Annotated in this window: 18 protein-coding genes; 5 read left to right on the top strand and 13 right to left on the bottom strand. The window is 64.4% G+C overall.

The window, feature by feature from the left end; genetic code table 11:
* Positions 1 to 130: 130 nt before the first annotated feature.
* The 12 genes from leuB to AB7F11_RS13675 form a co-directional block, all read right to left on the bottom strand.
* Positions 131 to 1,201 (bottom strand): 3-isopropylmalate dehydrogenase, encoded by a 1,071-nt coding sequence (leuB, locus tag AB7F11_RS13730; RefSeq protein WP_428290967.1) that lies wholly within the window; start codon positions 1,199 to 1,201, stop codon positions 131 to 133.
* A gap of 39 nt (positions 1,202 to 1,240) precedes the next feature.
* A complete protein-coding gene (gene leuD / locus AB7F11_RS13725; protein WP_428290966.1) occupies positions 1,241 to 1,894 on the bottom strand; it encodes a 3-isopropylmalate dehydratase small subunit in 654 nt (217 codons plus the stop codon).
* A 13-nt stretch (positions 1,895 to 1,907) separates the two neighbouring features.
* Positions 1,908 to 2,069 (bottom strand): entericidin EcnAB, encoded by a 162-nt coding sequence (locus AB7F11_RS13720; protein WP_428290965.1) that lies wholly within the window; start codon positions 2,067 to 2,069, stop codon positions 1,908 to 1,910.
* A 33-nt stretch (positions 2,070 to 2,102) separates the two neighbouring features.
* Positions 2,103 to 3,524 (bottom strand): 3-isopropylmalate dehydratase large subunit, encoded by a 1,422-nt coding sequence (leuC, locus tag AB7F11_RS13715; protein ID WP_428290964.1) that lies wholly within the window; start codon positions 3,522 to 3,524, stop codon positions 2,103 to 2,105.
* 31 nt (positions 3,525 to 3,555) lie between these two features.
* On the bottom strand, positions 3,556 to 4,482 hold the full coding sequence (locus AB7F11_RS13710) for a LysR family transcriptional regulator (protein ID WP_428290963.1): 927 nt from the start codon (positions 4,480 to 4,482) through the stop codon (positions 3,556 to 3,558).
* 159 nt (positions 4,483 to 4,641) lie between these two features.
* Positions 4,642 to 5,952, bottom strand: coding sequence for a citrate synthase (locus tag AB7F11_RS13705; protein ID WP_428290962.1), 1,311 nt, complete (start codon positions 5,950 to 5,952; stop codon positions 4,642 to 4,644).
* 22 nt (positions 5,953 to 5,974) lie between these two features.
* A complete protein-coding gene (locus AB7F11_RS13700) occupies positions 5,975 to 6,268 on the bottom strand; it encodes a succinate dehydrogenase assembly factor 2 (protein WP_428290961.1) in 294 nt (97 codons plus the stop codon).
* 19 nt (positions 6,269 to 6,287) lie between these two features.
* Entirely contained in the window at positions 6,288 to 6,992 is a 705-nt protein-coding gene (locus tag AB7F11_RS13695) for a succinate dehydrogenase iron-sulfur subunit (protein WP_428290960.1), read from the bottom strand.
* A 37-nt stretch (positions 6,993 to 7,029) separates the two neighbouring features.
* Positions 7,030 to 8,835: a succinate dehydrogenase flavoprotein subunit gene (sdhA, locus tag AB7F11_RS13690; RefSeq protein ID WP_428290959.1), complete on the bottom strand. Its 1,806-nt coding sequence runs from the start codon at positions 8,833 to 8,835 to the stop codon at positions 7,030 to 7,032.
* Between the two features lie 4 nt (positions 8,836 to 8,839).
* Positions 8,840 to 9,205 carry a succinate dehydrogenase, hydrophobic membrane anchor protein gene (gene sdhD, locus AB7F11_RS13685; RefSeq protein WP_428290958.1) on the bottom strand — a complete coding sequence of 122 codons (366 nt, stop codon included), beginning with the start codon at positions 9,203 to 9,205 and terminating at the stop codon, positions 8,840 to 8,842.
* 50 nt (positions 9,206 to 9,255) lie between these two features.
* Entirely contained in the window at positions 9,256 to 9,687 is a 432-nt protein-coding gene (gene sdhC / locus AB7F11_RS13680) for a succinate dehydrogenase, cytochrome b556 subunit (RefSeq protein WP_428290957.1), read from the bottom strand.
* A 175-nt stretch (positions 9,688 to 9,862) separates the two neighbouring features.
* Positions 9,863 to 10,657 (bottom strand): GntR family transcriptional regulator, encoded by a 795-nt coding sequence (locus AB7F11_RS13675; protein ID WP_428300106.1) that lies wholly within the window; start codon positions 10,655 to 10,657, stop codon positions 9,863 to 9,865.
* A gap of 147 nt (positions 10,658 to 10,804) precedes the next feature.
* On the opposite strand from AB7F11_RS13675, the gene AB7F11_RS13670 reads away from it, so the two are divergent.
* The 3 genes from AB7F11_RS13670 to acnB are packed head-to-tail and all read left to right on the top strand — an operon-like array spanning position 10,805 to position 15,459.
* Positions 10,805 to 11,791: a malate dehydrogenase gene (locus tag AB7F11_RS13670; protein ID WP_428288830.1), complete on the top strand. Its 987-nt coding sequence runs from the start codon at positions 10,805 to 10,807 to the stop codon at positions 11,789 to 11,791.
* Between the two features lie 18 nt (positions 11,792 to 11,809).
* On the top strand, positions 11,810 to 12,808 hold the full coding sequence (locus AB7F11_RS13665; RefSeq protein ID WP_428288831.1) for an HpcH/HpaI aldolase/citrate lyase family protein: 999 nt from the start codon (positions 11,810 to 11,812) through the stop codon (positions 12,806 to 12,808).
* Positions 12,809 to 12,867: 59 nt separating this feature from the next.
* Positions 12,868 to 15,459, top strand: a complete 2,592-nt coding sequence (gene acnB / locus AB7F11_RS13660; RefSeq protein WP_428288832.1) for a bifunctional aconitate hydratase 2/2-methylisocitrate dehydratase — start codon at positions 12,868 to 12,870, stop codon at positions 15,457 to 15,459.
* A gap of 62 nt (positions 15,460 to 15,521) precedes the next feature.
* Here the strand turns inward: acnB and AB7F11_RS13655 are convergent, their stop codons facing one another.
* Positions 15,522 to 16,361, bottom strand: a complete 840-nt coding sequence (locus tag AB7F11_RS13655) for a helix-turn-helix domain-containing protein (protein ID WP_428288833.1) — start codon at positions 16,359 to 16,361, stop codon at positions 15,522 to 15,524.
* 113 nt (positions 16,362 to 16,474) lie between these two features.
* Between AB7F11_RS13655 and AB7F11_RS13650 the strand changes: the two genes are divergently transcribed.
* Positions 16,475 to 16,888 (top strand): hypothetical protein, encoded by a 414-nt coding sequence (locus tag AB7F11_RS13650; protein WP_428288834.1) that lies wholly within the window; start codon positions 16,475 to 16,477, stop codon positions 16,886 to 16,888.
* 282 nt (positions 16,889 to 17,170) lie between these two features.
* Positions 17,171 to 20,092: an aconitate hydratase gene (locus AB7F11_RS13645; RefSeq protein WP_428288835.1), complete on the top strand. Its 2,922-nt coding sequence runs from the start codon at positions 17,171 to 17,173 to the stop codon at positions 20,090 to 20,092.
* Positions 20,093 to 20,134 lie beyond the last annotated feature (42 nt).

The following is a 20,134-nucleotide window of genomic DNA, read 5'->3' as shown; positions in this document are numbered from 1 at the left end:
TACCGGAGCTGGATCAGCCCTTAATGGTCGTGGTTTTGGTGGAGATTGCGCGCGCAGCGACATCCACCGTGGCGGTGGATGCGAGGTTCTGATGGAACAGGCTGGCGGCAAACATGGCGCAGATTCTAGCTTAGCCAAGCGCCTTGAGCACGGCGTCGCCCATTTCGATGGTGCCCACCTTCGTGGTGCCGTCGCTGAAAATGTCGGGCGTGCGCAGGCCCTGCGCCAGCACTTTCTGCACAGCAGATTCAATCCGCTGTGCGGCAGCTTCCTGGTTCAGGCTGAAGCGCAGCATCATGGCCGCGCTCATGATGGTGGCCAGCGGGTTGGCGATGCCTTTGCCTGCGATGTCGGGCGCGCTGCCGTGGCTGGGCTCGTACAGGCCCTGGTTCTTGGTGTTCAGCGAGGCCGAAGGCAGCATGCCGATAGAGCCGGTGAGCATGGAGGCTTCGTCGGAGAGGATGTCGCCGAACATGTTGCCGGTGACGACCACGTCGAACTTCTTGGGCGCGCGCACCAGTTGCATGGCGGCATTGTCCACATACATGTGCTCGAGTTCCACGTCGGGGTATTGCTGGTGCACTTCGGTGACCACGTCCTTCCAGAACTGGAAGGTTTCCAGAACGTTGGCCTTGTCCACGCTCGTGACCTTCTTGTTGCGCTTGCGCGCAGCCTGGAAGGCCACATGGGCGATGCGCTCGATCTCGGGCTTGCTGTAGCGCATCGTGTCGAAGGCTTCTTCGGCACCTGGGAAATGACCGTCGGTGGCGGTGCGTCGGCCTCGCGGCTGGCCGAAATAGATGTCCCCCGTGAGTTCGCGGATGATGAGGATGTCCAACCCGGCGATGATCTCGGGCTTGAGGCTGGAGGCGCCCACCAGCTCGGGGTAGCAGATGGCGGGGCGGAAGTTGGCGAACAGGCCCATGTGCTTGCGCAGGCCCAGGATGGCCTGTTCGGGGCGCAAGGGGCGGTCGAGCGTGTCGTACTTCCAGTCGCCCACCGCGCCAAACAGCACTGCATCGGCTTCCATGGCCAGCTTCAGGGTGGATTCGGGCAGGGGATGGCCGTGGGCCTCGTAGGCCGCGCCACCGACCAGGGCGGATTCCATCTCGAAGGGCAGGTCCAGCGCGTCGAGGACCCGGACCGCTTCGGCCACGATTTCGGTGCCGATGCCGTCACCCGGAAGAACTGCGATTTTCATGAATGGTTTTGAGTTGAGTGAGCAAGCGACGGCGGAGGATCAGGCCGCCGGCATCGTGTGGGACAGCCACGGCTTGGTGGCCAGGCGTTCGGTTTCGAACGCGGCGATCTTGTCCTTGTAGCGCAGCGTCAGGCCGATGTCGTCCAGCCCGTTGATCAGGCAGTACTTGCGAAAGGCCTGCACGTCGAACGGAAGTTCTTCACCTTGCGGCTTGATCACCACCTGGCGCTCCAGGTCGATGGTGAGCTCATAGCCGGGGAAGGCCGCCACCTCGTCGAACAACTGCGCCACCTGGGCTTCAGGCAGCACGATGGGCAGCAGCCCGTTCTTGAAGCAGTTGTTGAAGAAGATGTCGGCGTAGCTGGGGGCGATCAGCGCGCGAAAGCCGAATTGGTCGATGGCCCAGGGAGCGTGTTCACGCGACGAGCCGCAGCCGAAATTCTTGCGGGCCAGCAACACGGACGCACCGGCGTAGCGAGGCTGGTTGAGCACGAAGTCGGGGTTGGGCTTGCGGCTGGAAGGGTCCTGGCCGGGTTCGCCCTTGTCCAGGTAGCGCCATTCGTCGAACAGGTTCTGGCCAAAGCCGGTCTTGCGGATGGACTTCAGGAACTGCTTGGGGATGATCGCGTCGGTGTCGACGTTCTCGCGGTCCATCGGGGCCACGAGGCCCTTGTGGCGGGTAAATTTCTGCATGGTGACGTGCGCGTTACTTCGCGACCTCCTGGATTTTCTCGCCCGCCTTCTCGACGCCCTTGCCGGCGGCCTGGCCGGCTTGCTTGGCGTCTTGCTTGACGCCACTCCAGGTGTTGCATCCGGCCAGGGACAGCGACAGGGTCAATGCGGTGACGATGCATGCAATGGTCTTCATGGAAGTCTCCAGTGGTGGGTTGCGGGTGGGTGGTCAGGCGAAGGTGCGCACGTCCACGAAGTGACCATGCACCGCAGCCGCTGCGGCCATGGCGGGGGACACGAGATGGGTGCGGCCGCCAGCACCCTGGCGGCCTTCGAAGTTGCGGTTGCTGGTGGATGCGCAGCGTTCACCGGGTTCAAGGCGGTCGGCATTCATGGCCAGGCACATGGAGCAGCCAGGCTCGCGCCATTCAAAGCCGGCGGCCTTGAAGATCTCGTCCAAGCCCTCACGCTCAGCCTGTGCCTTCACGAGGCCCGACCCGGGCACCACCATGGCGAGCTTGACGTTCTTGGCCACTTTCTGGCCCAGTTTCTTCACCACGGCGGCGGCTTCGCGCATGTCCTCGATGCGGCTGTTGGTGCAGGAACCGATGAAGACCTTGTCGACGAAGATGTCGTTGAGTGCCTTGCCCGGCTTGAGGTCCATGTAGGTCAGGGCGCGCTCGATGGCGCCGCGCTTGCTGGCGTCTTTCTCGCGATCGGGATCGGGCACGCTGCCGTCGATGCCGAGCACCATTTCGGGTGAGGTGCCCCAGGTGACTTGCGGCACGATCTTCGCGGCGTCGAGCTCGACGATGGTGTCGAACTTCGCGTCGGGGTCTGAATGCAGCGTTTTCCAGTACGCCACGGCTTGGTCCCACTCGACGCCCGTGGGCGAGAGCGGACGGCCCTTGACGTACTCGATGGTCTTTTCGTCCACGGCCACCAGGCCCGCGCGCGCGCCCGCCTCGATGGCCATGTTGCACACCGTCATGCGGCCTTCCATGCTGAGGGCACGAATCGCGGAGCCGCCAAACTCGATGGTGTAGCCGGTGCCGCCAGCGGTGCCGATGCGGCCGATGATGGCGAGCACGATGTCCTTGGCGGTGCAGCCCTTGGAGAGCTGGCCTTCCACGCGAACCAGCATGTTTTTTGCCTTTTTGGCCAGCAGGGTCTGGGTGGCCAGCACATGCTCGACCTCGCTGGTGCCGATGCCATGGGCCAGCGCACCAAAGGCGCCGTGCGTGGATGTGTGACTGTCGCCACAGACCACGGTCATGCCCGGCAGGGTGGCGCCGTTTTCCGGGCCGATCACATGCACGATGCCCTGGCGCCTGGACATGAAGGGGAAGAAAGCCGCCGCGCCGAACTCTGCAATGTTGCTGTCCAGCGTGGTGATCTGCTCCTTGCTGATCGGGTCGGTGATGCCGTCGTAGCCCAGCTCCCAGCCGGTGGTGGGTGTGTTGTGGTCGGCGGTGGCCACCACCGAGCTCACGCGCCAGACCTTGCGCCCGGCCTGACGCAGGCCCTCGTAGGCCTGCGGGCTGGTGACTTCGTGTACCAGGTGGCGGTCGATGTAGAGGACGGACGTGCCGTCTTCCTCGGTGTGGACGACGTGTTCGTCCCAGATCTTGTCGTAGAGCGTGCGTGGCATGGCGTGGGCGGGTCTCGTGGAGGGTTGAATTTTAGGCGGCCTGACGCAATTCGTCGGACTGAAGGTGATCGACCAGCAGGCGCGCGGTGGCGGGCAGGCTGGAGAAGTCGCGTGCCACCAGCACCAGTTGGCGTTGGGCCCAGGCGTCGGTCAGCGGCAGGGCTGTCAGGGTGTCGCCGGTGTGCAGCAGCTCGAAGGCCCGTTGGGGCATCACGCCCACGCCCAGGCCATTGGCAATCATGCGGCACATGGCGTCCAGGCCGGTCACGCGGATGCGAACGCGTACGGCGGTGCCGACCCGCGTGGCGGCCTGATGTGTGACCAGGTGGATGGAACTGTTGGCGTGCAGGCCCACATGGTCGAAGGGCAGCGACGCATCAAAAGCGAGCGGACCGGTGCCCGCCAGCACATGCCCGCTGGGCACCACCAGAACCAGCCGGTCGCGCCGGTAAGGCAGCGTCTGCAGGCCGCCGGTGCCCATCGCGCCGTTGCACAGGCCCAGGTCGGCCGCACCCTCCTGCACGGCGCGCAACACCTCGGGGCTGAGGTGTTCTTCCAGATCAATCTTGACCTGAGGGTGCAGGCGGGCGAAGGCGCCCAGGTCTTCTGGCAGGAACTGCACGATGGCCGAGATGCTGGCGTGTACGCGCACGTGGCCGCGCACGCCGTCGGCATACTCGGTCAACTCGGCCTGCATCTTCTCCAGCCCGAACAGCACGGCGCGGGCATGGTGCAGCAGGCTTTCCCCCGCGGGCGTGAGGCGCACGCCGCGCGCGTGGCGTTGCAACAGGGTGGTGCCCAGCGCAGCCTCCAGGTCTGACAGGCGCTTGCTGACCGCCGATGCCGCGATGAATTCGCGCTCAGCCGCACGGCCGATGCTGCCCAGCTCGCACACGGCCACAAAGAGCTGCAGCGAGGTGAGGTCGATCTGGCGGGCAAAGTTTCGTTCGGAGAGCATGGGGTTGATGGCCTCTCGTTCTGAGAGGTCAGAGATGGATTTTCCATCAGCTCGATGGGTTTTGGCATCTCCAACGACGATGGCTGTATTGCCCCAATGTGCAGGCCCGGACGAAAAAAAGCCCGCCGAAGCGGGCTTTGCCGGAAACGCATGGACCGATCAGCGGCTGGCGATTGGCTTGATGTCTCGGCGCGGCGAGCCGGTAAAAAGCTGGCGCGGGCGACCGATCTTGTATTCGGGGTCGCTGATCATTTCGTTGAGCTGCGCGATCCAGCCCACCGTGCGGGCCAGCGCGAAGATGCCGGTGAACAGGTTGACAGGGATGCCAATGGCACGCTGCACGATGCCGGAATAGAAGTCCACGTTCGGATAGAGCTTGCGTTGCACGAAGTAGTCGTCTTCCAGGGCGATCTTCTCGAGTTCCTTTGCCAGCTTGAACAGCGGGTCGTTTTCCAGGCCCAGTTCCTGCAGCACTTCATTGCAGGTTTCCTGCATGAGCTTGGCACGCGGGTCGTAGTTCTTGTACACGCGGTGCCCGAAGCCCATCAGCTTGACGCCGGAATTCTTGTCCTTGACCTTCTCCATGAACTCACCGACCTTGGACACGCCGCCCTGGCGCTGAATGTCTTCCAGCATGTTCAGGCAGGCTTCGTTCGCGCCTCCGTGGGCCGGACCCCACAGGCATGCCACGCCAGCGGCGATGGCAGCGAACGGATTGGTGCCCGAAGAGCCGCACAGACGCACGGTGGAGGTCGAGGCGTTCTGCTCGTGATCTGCGTGCAGGATGAAGATACGGTCCAGCGCACGCTCCAGCACCGGGTTGACCTGGTATTCCTCGCAAGGGGTGCCGAACATCATGCGAAGGAAGTTGCCCGAATAGCTCAGGTCGTTCTTCGGGTACATGTACGGCTGGCCAATGCCGTACTTGTAGGCCATGGCCACCAGCGTCGGCATCTTGGCGATGAGCCGGATGGCGGCGATCTCGCGGTGCTTCGGATTGTTGATGTCCGTGCTGTCGTGGTAGAAGGCCGACAGGCCGCCGACCAGGCCGGTGAGCACCGCCATGGGGTGCGCGTCGCGGCGGAAGCCACGCAGGAAGAACTGCATTTGCTCGTTCACCATGGTGTGGTTGATCACGAGCTTGTGGAAGTCACCGCGCTGCTTCTCGTCGGGCAGTTCGCCATTGAGCAGCAGGTAGCACGTGTCGAGGTAGTCGCACTGGGTGGCGAGCTGTTCGATCGGGTACCCGCGGTAGAGCAGTTCGCCCTTGTCGCCGTCGATGTAGGTGATGGCGGACTGACAGGCGGCGGTGGACAGGAAGCCGGGGTCGTAGGTGAACATGCCGGTCTGCGCGTAGAGCTTTCGGATGTCGATTACGTCCGGCCCGATGCTGCCGGCGTACACCGGCAGATCCACGCTGGGGCTGCCGTTGGAGAACGACAGGGTGGCTTTGTTGTCTACGAGTTTCATGCGGTTTCCTTTTAAGGCTGACTTAAACGGGTTGCCGGGCGGCACGAAGCATGCCCAGCACTTGCGTGACATCGTCACGGACCAGATCACCCTCGGGAAGCTTGCGGCCGAGCAACAGATCGAGCAGATCGTTGTCGGACAGATCCATCAAGACCTCCAGGGCATCGGCCTGACGCAAGGTCAAGCCAGATTCGTGCCTGGCGAAGAAGCGCTCGATGAACAGGTCGTTCTCGAGCAGCCCACGGCGGCACCGCCAACGCAGCTTGCTCAGGCGACGTTCGTCGAGCAGGGCATCGTGCATGGTGGTGGCGTCCATGGGTACGGCGGGGGTGCGCTCAGACGGAGCGCATCACCATCATTTCCTTGATCTTGCCTATGGCCTTCGTGGGGTTCAGGCCCTTGGGGCAGACGTCCACGCAGTTCATGATGGTGTGGCAGCGGAACAGGCGGTAGGGGTCTTCCAGGTTGTCCAGGCGCTCACTGGTGGCCTGGTCGCGGCTGTCGGCGATGAAACGGTAGGCCTGCAGCAGACCGGCTGGGCCGACGAACTTGTCCGGGTTCCACCAGAAGCTCGGGCAGCTTGTGGAGCAGCTCGCGCACAGGATGCATTCATACAGCCCGTTGAGCTCGTCGCGTTCCTCGGGGCTCTGCAGGCGTTCCTTCTCCGGTGCCACCGACTCGTTGATCAGGTAGGGCTTGATGCTGTTGTACTGCTTGAAGAACAGCGTCATGTCCACGATCAGGTCGCGCACCACCGGAAGGCCGGGCAGGGGCTTCAAGGTGATCACGCCGGGCAGCGTGTTCATGTTGGTCAGGCAGGCCAGGCCGTTCTTGCCGTTGATGTTCATCGCATCCGAGCCGCACACACCCTCGCGGCAGGAGCGGCGGAAGGAAATCGAGGGATCGACCGCCTTCAACTTCATCAAGGCGTCCAGCAACATGCGCTCGTGACCGTCCAGTTCCACTTCGATGGTCTGCATGTACGGCTTGGCGTCCTTCTCGGGGTCGTAGCGGTAGATCTTGAATGTGCGTTTGGCCATGGTGTTTTTTTCCTCGAGCGTCGTGGGAGCGGTGGTGTCAGAACGTCCGCACCTTGGGCGGCACCGACTCCACGGTCAGGGGCTTCAGGTTGACGGGCTTGTAGGTCAGGCTGTTGTCGGCGCTGTGCCACAGCGTGTGCTTCATCCACTCGGCGTCGTTGCGCCCCAGCGGGAACTGTGCGTCGTCGGCCGGGCGCTCGTAGTCATTGACCGTGTGGGCGCCACGGCACTCCCGGCGGGCAGCCGCAGAGGTCATGGTGGCCTGCGCGCATTCGATCAGGTTTTCCACTTCCAGCGCTTCAATGCGTGCAGTGTTGAAGACCTTGGATTTGTCCTTGAGCTCGATCGCGGCGACGCGTGCACGCATCGCGTTGATCTTGATCACGCCCTCGTCCATGCTGGCCTGGGTGCGGAACACGCCGGCGTGCTGCTGCATGGCGGTGCGCAGGTCGTTGGCAACGTCCTGGGCGTACTCGCCGCTGGTGGTGTTGTCCAGGCGCGCAAGGCGCGCCAGCGTGTTGTCAGCAGCGTCCGTCGGCAAAGGTTTGTGGGTCTTGTTCTTGTCGTTGTACTGGACGATGTGGTTACCCGCAGCGCGGCCGAACACCAGCAGGTCGAGCAGCGAGTTGGTGCCCAGCCGGTTGGCGCCGTGCACGCTCACGCAGGAGCATTCACCCACCGCATAGAGGCCGTTCACCACTTTCTGATTGCCCTGGCCATCGGGTGTGACGACCTGGCCATGGATGTTGGTCGGAATGCCGCCCATCTGGTAGTGGATGGTCGGCACCACCGGAATAGGGTCCTTGGTGATGTCGACGTTGGCGAAGTTGTGACCGATCTCGTAGACCGAGGGCAGGCGCTTCATGATGTCGCTGACGCCGATGTGCGTCATGTCGAGGTGGATGTAGTCCTTGTTCGGACCGCAACCGCGTCCCTCCTTGATCTCCTGGTCCATGCAGCGCGAGACAAAGTCGCGTGGCGCCAGGTCTTTCAGCGTGGGCGCGTAGCGCTCCATGAAACGGTCCCCGTTGACGTTGCGCAGGATCGCGCCTTCCCCACGGCAGCCTTCGGTCAGCAGCACGCCCGCACCGGCCACGCCGGTAGGGTGGAACTGCCAGAACTCCATGTCTTGCAGCGGGATACCGGCGCGCGCCGCCATGCCCAGGCCGTCGCCGGTGTTGATGAAGGCATTGGTGGAGGCGGCGAAGATGCGGCCGGCTCCACCGGTGGCCAGCAGCGTGGTCTTGGCTTCTAGGATGTAGGTTTCGCCGGTTTCCATTTCCAGAGCCGTCACACCAACCACGTCGCCGCTGGCGTCGCGGATGAGGTCCAGTGCCATCCATTCGACGAAGAACGTGGTGCGGGCCTGCACGTTCTGCTGGTACAGGGTGTGCAGCATGGCGTGGCCCGTGCGGTCGGCGGCCGCGCAGGCACGCTGCACGGGTTTCTCGCCGTAGTTGGCGGTGTGGCCGCCAAAAGGGCGCTGGTAGATGGTGCCGTCGGGGTTGCGGTCGAACGGCATGCCGAAGTGTTCGAGCTCGTAGACCACCTTGGGTGCTTCACGGCACATGAACTCGATGGCGTCCTGGTCGCCCAGCCAGTCGGACCCCTTGATGGTGTCGTAGAAGTGATAGTGCCAGTTGTCCTCGTTCATGTTGCCGAGCGAGGCGCCGATGCCACCTTGCGCGGCCACGGTGTGCGAACGGGTGGGAAACACCTTGGAGAGCACGGCCACCTTGAGACCGGCGCGCGCCAGTTGCAGCGAGGCGCGCATGCCGGAGCCACCGGCACCGACGATGACGACGTCGAACTGACGCTTGGGAAGGGATGCGGATACGGACATGGCTTCAGAGCCTCCAGAGAACTTGAACAGCCCAGCCCAGGCAGGACAGGAGCCAGACGATGGTGAAGACGTGCAGCGCGAGGCGGATGCCCGCCGGCTTGACGTAGTCCATCCAGATGTCGCGCATGCCCACCCACACGTGATAGGCCAGGGCGATGAAGACGGCGAAGGTCAGGGCTTTCATCCACTGCGCGGAAAAAATGCCGGCCCAGCTTTCGTAGCCGATGGGCCCGCGCGTGAAGATCACCTGCGCAAGCACGATCAGCGTGAAGATGGCCATGAGGGCTGCCGTGATGCGCTGGGCGAGCCAGTCTCGCAGACCGTAGTGGGCGCCAGTGACGACGCGCTTGGAACCGTAGTTGACGGACATGGGTCAGTTTCCTAGTCAGTTGGGGTCAGGGCTGAAGATCTGACCCGCAATTAATACAAGCCGAACAGTTTGGCGCCGAGCACCAGCGTGAGGCCAATGCTCGCCACCAGCGTGACCACCGCCGAGGTCTTGCCGAATTCCTTGCTCACGGCGTGGAAGGCATCCATGTAGAGGTGGCGCACGCCAGCGATCAGGTGGTGCAGGTAGGCCCAGATCAGGGCCAGCACCACGAGCTTGAACAGCCAGGCCGGCAGGAAGCCCACGCCACCGGCAAAGGCTGCGCTGAAGACCTCGAAGGAAATCTCGGACGTCACCGAGGTGTCGAACAGCCAGACGATCAGCGGCAGCAGCAGGAACATCAGGGCGCCGCTTGCGCGGTGCAGGATCGACACCCAGCCAGCGGGGGGCAGGCGGTAGGTGGTGAGGTCCGTGAATGCGTTGATGTTGCGGTACTCGGGCCGCTTCTTGGTCAACTCGGTCATGGTGGGGCTTTCATCCGGGGAGTGAACGGGAGATCGGTGGGGGAAAAAGGCTGTAACCCGTTGGTAACTTCCGTCAACGGTTTTACCAAGAGCCTGTAAATTCTATTGCAATGCACCATACCGCAGGCTGACACGGGGCTGATGCGGTCCGCATGCGTGGCGACCGGTACCTCAATCAACTCAGTTCGTTGCGATAGTGGCGCGAATCGGTCCGGTAGAGGCCGCGTCGCAGTTCCATGGGTTCGTCGTTGTAGGTGAAAGCCAGCCGCTCCACGCTCAACAAGGGTGTGCCCACTGGCACTCCCAGCAGGGTTGCGGCGTCGGCATCGGCGCCGACTGCCTTGATCTTTTCCACCGCGCGCACCATGCGCACGCCGAACTGCGCTTCGAACAGCGCGTACATCGGACCCTTGTCGTCCGCCAGTGTTTCCACGGTCAGTCCCTTGAAGGGCACGCCCGGTAGCCAGAGTTCTTCCAGGATGGCGGGCGTGTTGTCGAAGGCGAGCACCCGCTTGACCTGCAACACCGCATCGCCAGTGCGCAGCGCAAGTTGGCGCGCCACTTCGGCCGGTGCACGCAGGCGCTTGCATTCGATGATGCGGCGCTCGGCTGGCCCCTGGTCCTGCAGCGTGCCGGTGTCGGGCAGCAGGCGAAGAAATCGGTATTGCGTGTGTTGCTCGGCGTGCGTGGCCACAAAGGTGCCCTTGCCCTGGCGGCGCACAAGCAGGTTGTCGGTGGCCAGTTCGTCGATGGCCTTGCGCACCGTGCCCTGGCTCACCCGAAAGCGGGCGGCGAGGTCGAACTCGCTCGGGATCATGTCGCCCGGCTTCCACTCCCCAGCCTGCAGGCTGCGCAGGATCAGCGTCTTGATCTGCTGGTACAGCGGGCTGAAGGCAGGCGCAGTGTTGTCTGGCGCTTCGGGCGGCAAAGTGTCGGCAGACGGCGTGGATAGGTGGGACGGTGTGGCCATGCTTTTCATGGCGCCGGAAAAGGCGCTCGCGAGACGCAATCATATCTTATATAAGACATAAGACAAATTGACGTATCAGGGTTTGCGAGAGTACACTCGCGGGCTGAGTTTGATCCATTTCCACCGTCCTTTTCCGGAGTTTTCACCATGAACAAGAAGCCCGTTCGCGTTGCCGTCACTGGCGCCGCTGGCCAGATCGGTTACGCCCTGCTGTTTCGCATCGCCTCGGGCGAAATGCTCGGCAAGGACCAGCCGGTGATCCTGCAACTGCTGGAAATCCCCGACGAGAAGGCCCAGAAAGCGCTCAAGGGCGTGATGATGGAACTCGACGACTGCGCTTTCCCGCTGCTGGTGGGCATGGAAGCCCACAGCGATCCGATGACCGCCTTCAAGGACACCGACTACGCTTTGCTGGTGGGTTCGCGTCCGCGCGGCCCGGGCATGGAGCGTGCCGAGTTGCTGGCCATCAACGGAGCCATCTTCACCGCGCAGGGTAAGGCGCTCAATGCCGTGGCTTCGCGCAACGTCAAGGTGCTCGTGGTGGGCAATCCGGCCAACACCAACGCCTACATCGCCATGAAGAGCGCGCCCGACCTGCCGGCGAAGAACTTCACCGCCATGCTGCGCCTGGACCACAACCGCGCCGCTTCCCAGATCGCCACCAAGACCGGCAAGCCGGTGGCCAGCATCAAGAAACTGGCCGTGTGGGGCAACCACTCGCCCACCATGTACGCCGACTACCGCTTCGCCACCATCGACGGCGCTTCGGTCAAGGACATGATCAACGACCAGGTCTGGAACAAGGACGTGTTCCTGCCCACCGTGGGCAAGCGCGGTGCGGCCATCATCGAAGCGCGCGGCCTGTCCTCGGCGGCCTCGGCAGCCAATGCCGCCATCGACCACATGCGCGACTGGGCACTGGGCACCCAGGGCGAATGGGTCACCATGGGCATCCCGTCGCAGGGCTGGTACGGCATTCCCAAGGAAGTGATGTTTGGCTTCCCCGTCACCTGCGAAAACGGTGAGTACAAGGTCGTCGAGGGCCTGGCCATTGACGCGTTCTCGCAAGAGTGCATCAACAAGACCCTGGCCGAACTCCAGGGCGAGCAGGACGGCGTCAAACACCTGCTGTAACCGCTTGGTAACTTTGCAGTGACCCATCCCCGTTCCATCCTGCTGGGTTCTCAGGCCGGTGCCTTCGCGCTGCCGGTCTGCGACCACTACAGCGGGGTGGAGGCTCGAATGCGCAAGAGCCTGGCGCTGCAAGCCGAGATGGCCGAGGAATTCGGCACCTGCGTGTTTGATGTGACGCTGGACTGCGAGGACGGCGCGCCCGTTGGCGGCGAGGTCGAACACGCGCAGCGGGTGGTGGAGCTCGCACTGGCTGCGGCTCCACAGGCCAGAGTGGCCGCCCGCGTGCATCCGGTGGATCACCCGGCTTTTGACGGCGACGTGGCCACCATCGCCGGACGCGCCGGCCATCGCCTGTGCCATCTGATGGTGCCCAAGGTCGAGTCCGTGGCCGACGTGCAGCGGGTCGCTGACGCGCTCGACGCGGCGGGTGCCGCCGACCTGCCGCTGCATGTGCTCATCGAATCCCCCGCCGCCATCCACCGCGCCTTCGACATCGCAGCCCATGCGCGCGTTCAAAGTCTGAGCTTCGGCCTGATGGATTTCGTCTCCGCACACGGGGGCGCCATTCCGGCCCATGCCATGAGCGTGGTCGGGCAGTTCTCGCATCCGCTGGTTCTGCGCGCAAAAATGGAAATGGCCTCGGCCTGCCACGCGCACGGCAAGGTGCCCGCGCACTGCGTGGTGACCGAGTTCAAGGACCTGGATGCGCTGAGCGCCGCAGCTCGCAAGGCCGCTGGCGAACTTGGCTACACCCGCATGTGGAGCATCCACCCCGACCAGATTCGCCCCATCCTGGCGGCGTTTGCGCCTTCGGCGCGTGAGGTCGATGCCGCCGCTGCACTCATCGAACGCGCCATGGCCGCCGACTGGGCGCCGGTGCAATTTGACGGCCGGCTGCACGATCGCGCCAGCTATCGCTATTTCTGGCAGGTGCTCGAACGCGCGCACCAGACTGGGCTTGCGCTGCCCGGGACGGTGCAAACCTATTTCGCCGAACCCGCCTCGGCCGGGCACTGAGCTTGCTTTCCAACTTTCCCACTTCCTACCCCACGCTTTCCCTTCCATTGGAGTACGACATGTCCACCACTTTCCTCACCGACTACCGCGCCCACGCCGCCGAGCGTGCCGCGCTGGGCATTCCGCCGCTGCCGCTCGACGCGAAGCAGGTGGCCGCGTTGATCGAGCTGATCAAGTCGCCACCGGCTGGTGAAGACGCGTTCCTGCTGGACCTGCTCACGCACCGCGTGCCACCCGGCGTGGACGATGCCGCCAAGGTCAAGGCCAGCTTCCTGGCCGCTGTGGCACACGGCGACGTTTCCGTGGGGCTGATCTCCAAAGCCAAAGCCACCGAGCTGCTGGGCACCATGGTGGGTGGCTACAACGTTCATCCGCTGATCGAGTTGCTGGACGATGAAGAAGTGGCGGGCGTGGCTGCAGAAGGGCTGAAGAAGACGCTGCTGATGTTCGACTTCTTCAACGACGTGGCCGAAAAGGCCAAGGCCGGCAACGTCAAGGCCCGCCAGGTGATCCAGAGCTGGGCCGACGCCGAGTGGTTCACCAGCCGCCCGGAGGTGGACAGGAAAATCACCGTGACCGTGTTCAAGGTGCCCGGCGAAACCAACACCGACGACCTCTCGCCCGCGCCCGACGCCTGGAGCCGCCCTGACATCCCGCTGCACTACCTGGCCATGTTGAAGAACACCCGCGAAGGCGCGGCGTTCAAACCCGAGGAAGATGGCAAGCGTGGCCCGATGCAGTTCATCGAAGACCTGAAGAAGAAGGGTCACCTGGTGGCCTATGTGGGCGACGTGGTGGGCACAGGTTCCAGCCGCAAGAGCGCCACCAACAGCGTGATCTGGGCCACCGGCCAGGACATCCCCTTCGTGCCCAACAAGCGCTTCGGCGGCGTCACGCTCGGCGGCAAGATCGCGCCCATCTTCTTCAACACGCAGGAAGACTCTGGCTCGCTGCCGATCGAGGTGGACGTGGGCAAGCTGGAGATGGGCGACGTGATCGACGTGCTGCCCTACGACGGCAAGCTGGTGAAGAACGGCACCACCATGGCCGAGTTCAAGCTCAAGAGCGATGTGCTTTTCGACGAAGTGCGCGCAGGTGGCCGCATCAACCTCATCATCGGCCGCTCGCTCACCGCCAAGGCACGCGAATTCCTGGGCCTGGGCGCCAGCACCACGTTCCGCCTGCCCCAGGCACCCGTCGAAACCAAGGCGGGCTTCACTCTCGCGCAGAAGATGGTGGGTCGTGCGGTGGGCCTGCCTGAAGGTCTGGGTGTACGCCCCGGCACCTATTGCGAGCCCAAGATGACCACCGTGGGTTCGCAGGACACCACGGGCCCCATGACCCGCGACGAGCTGAAAGACCTGGCCTGCCTGGGCTTTTCAGCCGACCTGGTGATGCAGAGCTTCTGCCACACCGCCGCCTACCCCAAGCCGGTGGACGTGAAGACGCACCGCGAGCTGCCGGCCTTCATCAGCAACCGCGGTGGCGTGGCGCTGCGTCCGGGCGATGGCGTGATTCACTCCTGGCTCAACCGCCTGCTGCTGCCCGACACCGTGGGCACCGGTGGCGACTCGCACACGCGTTTCCCGATCGGCATCAGCTTCCCTGCCGGCTCTGGCCTGGTGGCGTTTGGTGCGGCCACCGGCGTGATGCCGCTGGACATGCCCGAATCCGTGCTGGTGCGCTTCAAGGGCCAGATGCAACCGGGCGTGACGCTGCGCGACCTCGTGCACGCCATTCCGCTGTACGCCATCAAGGCTGGTCTGCTGACCGTGGCCAAGGCGGGCAAGAAGAACATCTTCTCGGGTCGCATTCTCGAAATTGAGGGCTTGCCGGATCTGAAGGTGGAGCAGGCCTTTGAGCTGAGCGACGCTTCGGCCGAGCGCTCGGCCGCTGGCTGCACCATCAAGCTCAACCCCGAGCCGATCAAGGAATACCTCACCAGCAACGTGGTGCTGATGAAGAACATGATCGCCGACGGCTACCTCGACAAGCGCACCTTGCAGCGCCGCATCGAGAAGGTGGAAGCCTGGCTGGCCAACCCGAGCCTGCTCGAAGCCGACAAGGACGCCGAGTACGCCGCCGTCATCGAGATCGACCTGGCCGACATCAAGGAACCCATCCTGTGCTGCCCCAACGATCCCGACGATGCCAAGACGCTGTCCGAAGTGGCCGGCACCAAGATCGACGAAGCTTTCATCGGCTCGTGCATGACCAACATTGGCCACTTCCGTGCGGCAGCCAAGTTGCTGGGCGGTCAGCGCGACATCCCGGTCAAGCTGTGGGTCGCACCGCCCACCAAGATGGACGAGAGTGAACTCATCAAGGAAGGCCACTACTCGGCCTTCGGCACCGCTGGTGCTCGCACTGAAATGCCGGGCTGCTCGCTGTGCATGGGCAACCAGGCGCAGGTGCGCGAAGGCGCCACGGTGGTCTCCACCTCCACCCGCAACTTCCCCAACCGCCTGGGCAAGAACACCAATGTGTTTCTGGCCTCGGCGGAACTCGCCGCCATCGCTTCCAAGCTCGGCCACATTCCCACCGTGGCCGAATACCACGAGGCCATGGGCGTGGTGAACAAGGACGGCGCAGCGATCTACAAGTACCTGAACTTCGACCAGATCGAGGAATACGCGGAAAAAGCGGTGTAACTGCCCCCCCGCGCCGCCTTCGGCGTCCTCGACACCAAGCCGCTGCTGTTGCAGCGGCTTTTTCACGACTCCGCGGCGGCGAGTTGTCTCAATTGTTTGGCGGTGTCCTCATCTGCCGGAAAAAAGGTCTCCAGCGCCAGTTCCTGCAGCGTGACGTCCACCGGCGAGCCGAACACCGTGGTGGTGCTCACGAGATTGAGCACGCCTTGGTCGGTGTTGAACTGAAATGGCATGAGCACGCCGTGGTGTTCGCCGGGCAGCGACACCGCTTCGCCACCGAAGGCCTCCGGATAGCCCTTGAGTTCGGCCAGCAGCGCAGCCAGGGTCTCATCGCCGGTCGCGTGAATCTGCTGGCGCAGGCGCTCGAAGAGGTGTTCGCGCCATTGACTCAGGTTGGCGATGCGCGGCGCCAGTCCTTGGGGGTGCAGGCTCAGGCGCAGCACGTTGATGGGGCCTTGCAGCAGCGCGGGCGCCGCGCTGACCATCAGCGGGGCCACCATGCGGTTGGCCATGACCAGATTCCAATGGCGGTCCATGGCCAGCGCGGGCCAGGGCTCGTGGCAATCCAGGATGCGCTGCACGGCGGCGCGTGCGGGTGCCATGTCGGGCGCTTCCAGCGGGCGCTCGCGGTACATGGGTGCAAAGCCGGCCGCTTCCAGCAGCGCATTGCGCTCCCGCAGCGGCACCTCCAGCCGATCCACCAGGCGCAGCACCATGTCGCGGCTGGGGCTGGCACGGCCGGTCTCCACATAGCTCAGGTGGCGGGTGGACACATCGGCCACGTGGGCCAGGTCGAGCTGGCTCAGGCGGCGGCGCTGGCGCCAGTGGCGCAGGCGCTCGCCGAAGGGCGATGGGGTGGAGGCGTTGCGGGCTGGGGAGGGCGGGGCGTTCATGGCCGGCATGGTAGGGCACCACAACGCAGATCGACCATGACCTGCGAGGTCATCGACGCACCGCCGGCGCCGCGACACGATCACCGCCGGATTCCCGCTTTCACCCTTTCAAGGAGTACACCATGTCCCTCATTGCATCCCTCACGTCTCCTGCTGGCCTGCGCCGCGTGCTGGCCTTCGACGCGCTCTCCGGTGCTGCCACTGGCGCCCTTCAACTGGGGCTGACCGGTCTGTTGTCCCAGTGGCTCGGCATCTCCGAAGCCCTGTTGCAGGGGGCGGGCATCGCCATTTTTGCCTTCGTTGCCCTGGCGGCCTGGCTGGCGTTGCAGGCCACGCCCCCGCGTGGGGCACTGGCGGTGCTCGTGATCGGCAACCTGGCCTGGGTGGCGGGTTGCCTGGCGTTGGTCTTCGGTGGCGCCCCAGGGGTCACAGGCCTGGGCGTGGGCTACCTGCTGTTCCAGGCGGTGGTGGTGCTGGTCCTGGCCGAACTTCAGTGGATGGGGCTGCGGCGCCACCGCCTGGTGCTGGCCGTCTGAACCCGCCTTTGCCAGCGCCGGCGGTGTGCGCCAGCGAACAGATGGAATCACCGCTGCGGTCTACGCTGGGTTCTTCCAGGGTGATGACGTCTGTTTCCCGCTCATCGAGAAAAGAGAATGCCATGACCCTTGGAGCCCTGCTGTTGATCATGCTGATCCTGCTGCTCATGGGGAGAATCTGACCCAGGGTTGCCGCGTGGGGCATTCCAGTGCCTTCAGCAAGGTCGGGCCCGCTGCTGACAGAATGGACCGGTGTTTCACCGTTCCCGTCAGGAGTTGACCATGGCCCAGCCGTCCACCGCCGCAGCTTCGAAGTTCGCGCACCCCTTCGCCTCCACCCTCAAGACGTTCAAGACTGCCTCGGGCAAATCGGGGCGCTTCTATTCCCTGCCTGCGCTGGCCAGGGAGTTTCCTGGTGTGACGCGCCTGCCGGTGTCCCTGCGCATCGTGCTGGAAAGCGTGTTGCGCCTCTGCGACGGCGAACGGGTGATGCCCTCTCACGTGGCCGAGCTGGCCAACTGGCAGCCGCAGGCCGAGCGCACCCAGGAGATCCCGTTCACCGTGGCGCGCGTGGTGCTGCAAGACTTCACCGGCGTGCCGCTGCTGGCCGACCTGGCCGCCATGCGCAGCGTGGCCGAGCGCCTGGGACAGGACCCGAAGAAGATCGAGCCGCTGGTGCCGGTGGACCTGGTGGTCGACCACTCGGTGATGGTCGACTACTACGGCACAAAGAACGCGCTCGATCTGAACATGAAGCTCGAGTTCCAGCGCAACAACGAGCGCTACCAGTTCATGAAGTGGGGCATGCAGGCGTTTGACACCTTTGGCGTGGTGCCCCCCGGCTTTGGCATCGTTCACCAGGTCAACCTGGAACACCTGGCGCGGGGCGTACACCTCAAAGGGGGGCTGTACTACCCCGACACGCTGGTGGGCACCGACAGTCACACGACCATGATCAACGGCATTGGCGTGGTGGCCTGGGGCGTGGGCGGCATCGAGGCCGAGGCCGCCATGCTGGGCCAGCCGGTGTACTTCCTCACGCCCGATGTGGTCGGCTTCGAACTGACCGGCCGCCTGCGCGAAGGCTGCACCGCCACCGACCTGGTGCTCACGGTCACCGAGATCCTGCGGCAGCACAAGGTGGTCGGCAAGTTTGTGGAATTCTTTGGCGAAGGCACGGCCTCGCTGTCTTTGCCCGACCGCGCCACCATCGCCAACATGGCGCCCGAATACGGCGCCACCATGGGCTTCTTCCCGGTGGACGGCAAGACGCTGGACTACTTCCGCGGCACGGGACGCAGCGTGGCGGAGATCGAGGCCTTCGAGGCGTATTTTCGCGCCCAGGGCCTGTTCGGCGTACCTGGGGCGCCTGGGGCGTCCCAGCAGGCCGGCGACATTGAATATTCGCAGGTCGTGCGCCTGGACCTCGGCCAGGTCACGCCCAGCCTGGCTGGCCCCAAGCGTCCGCAGGACCGCATCGAACTCGGCCAGGTGGCTCGCCAGTTCGCCGAGCTGTTCAGCAAGCCCGCTTCGCAAAATGGCTTCAACCAGTCGGCCGCGCTGTTGCACACCCGTTACCAGCCAGAACTGGGTCAGCCCGCCGACCCGCCGGCGCCAGACCCAAGCACGCCTACGCCAGCCGGCGCCCCCCGCTTCGTGGCAGAAATGGAGGCCAACAAGCCCACGCGCTCGACGGCCCACGCCGAGCCCGAACCGCAGTCGCAGGCGGTGCAAAAGAAGCTGACCATCGGCAACGGCGACGTGCTCATCGCCGCCATCACCAGTTGCACCAACACCTCCAATCCCGGTGTGCTGCTGGCCGCCGGCCTGCTGGCGAAGAAGGCGGTGGAGGCCGGGCTCAAGGTCAAACCCCACATCAAGACCTCGCTGGCCCCCGGCTCTCGAATCGTCACCGAATACCTCACGCAGACCGGGCTCTTGCCGTACCTGGAGAAACTAGGCTTTTCGCTCGCGGGTTACGGCTGCACCACCTGCATCGGCAACGCGGGCGACCTCACGCCCGAGCTCAACGCCGTCATTGCGCAAAACGACCTGGTGTGCGCGGCCGTGCTCTCGGGGAATCGCAACTTCGAAGCCCGCATTCACCCCAACCTCAAGGCCAACTTCCTGGCCAGTCCGCCGCTGGTGGTTGCATACGCCATTGCTGGCAACGTCATGAAAGACCTCATGACCGAGCCGCTGGGCAAAGGCAAGGGCGGCAAACCGGTGTACCTGGGCGATGTGTGGCCGACGAGCGATGAGATTCACAAGCTCATGAAATTCGCCATGAATGGCAAGGCCTACCGCGAGAACTACGCGCGTGTGGCCAGCGAGCCGGGCAAGCTCTGGGAGCGCATCAAGGGCGTGACCGGCAATGCCTACACCTGGCCCAAGAGCTCCTACATCGCCGAGCCGCCCTTCTTCGAGGCGTTCCAGCTCGCGATGCCCGAAGCCACCCAGGCACCCGGCGTACAGGGCGCGCGCGTCATGGCATTGTTTGGCGATTCCATCACCACCGATCACATCTCGCCGGCCGGCAACATCGCCGAGAAGTCGCCCGCCGGGCAGTGGTTGCTGGCGCAGGGCGTGCTCAAGGCCGACTTCAACAGCTACGGCGCCCGCAGGGGCCACCACGAAGTGATGATGCGCGGCACTTTTGCCAACGTGCGCATCAAGAACCTGATGCTGCCGCCCAAGGCGGACAGCTCGCGCGAGGAGGGTGGCTGGACGCTCTTCCAGCAAGAAGGCCCGCAGAAGGGGCAGAAGATGAGCATCTACGACGCTGCCATGCGCTACCAGAGCGCCGGTGTGCCCACCGTGGTGTTTGCGGGCGAGGAATACGGCACCGGTTCCAGCCGAGACTGGGCAGCCAAGGGCACGCAGTTGCTGGGCATCAAGGCGGTGGTGGCGCGCAGTTTCGAGCGCATCCACCGCTCCAACCTGGTGGGCATGGGCGTGCTGCCGCTGCAGTTCAGGCCCGGCGATTCCTGGGAGGGCCTGGGCCTCACCGGTGAAGAGACCATCGACGTGCTGCCGCACTCGGAACTGCTGCCGCAGAGCGAGGCGCAGCTCGTGATCACCCGTCCGGATGGCCAGCGCCGCCAGCTGTCGGTGATCCTGCGCATCGACACGCCGGTGGAGGTGAACTATTACCGGGAGGGCGGAATCCTCCCCTACGTGCTTCGACAATTGTTGAGCGCTTGAGCCGGATGCCGCAACGCGGCATGATGTGTCGTCCCCCTGTCA

The sequence above is a fragment of the Hydrogenophaga sp. genome, from assembly GCF_050250835.1.
Taxonomy (GTDB): Bacteria; Pseudomonadota; Gammaproteobacteria; order Burkholderiales; family Burkholderiaceae_C; genus Hydrogenophaga.
The sequence above is the reverse complement of the archived record's forward strand: the minus strand, read 5'-3'. Positions and strand labels throughout refer to the sequence as shown.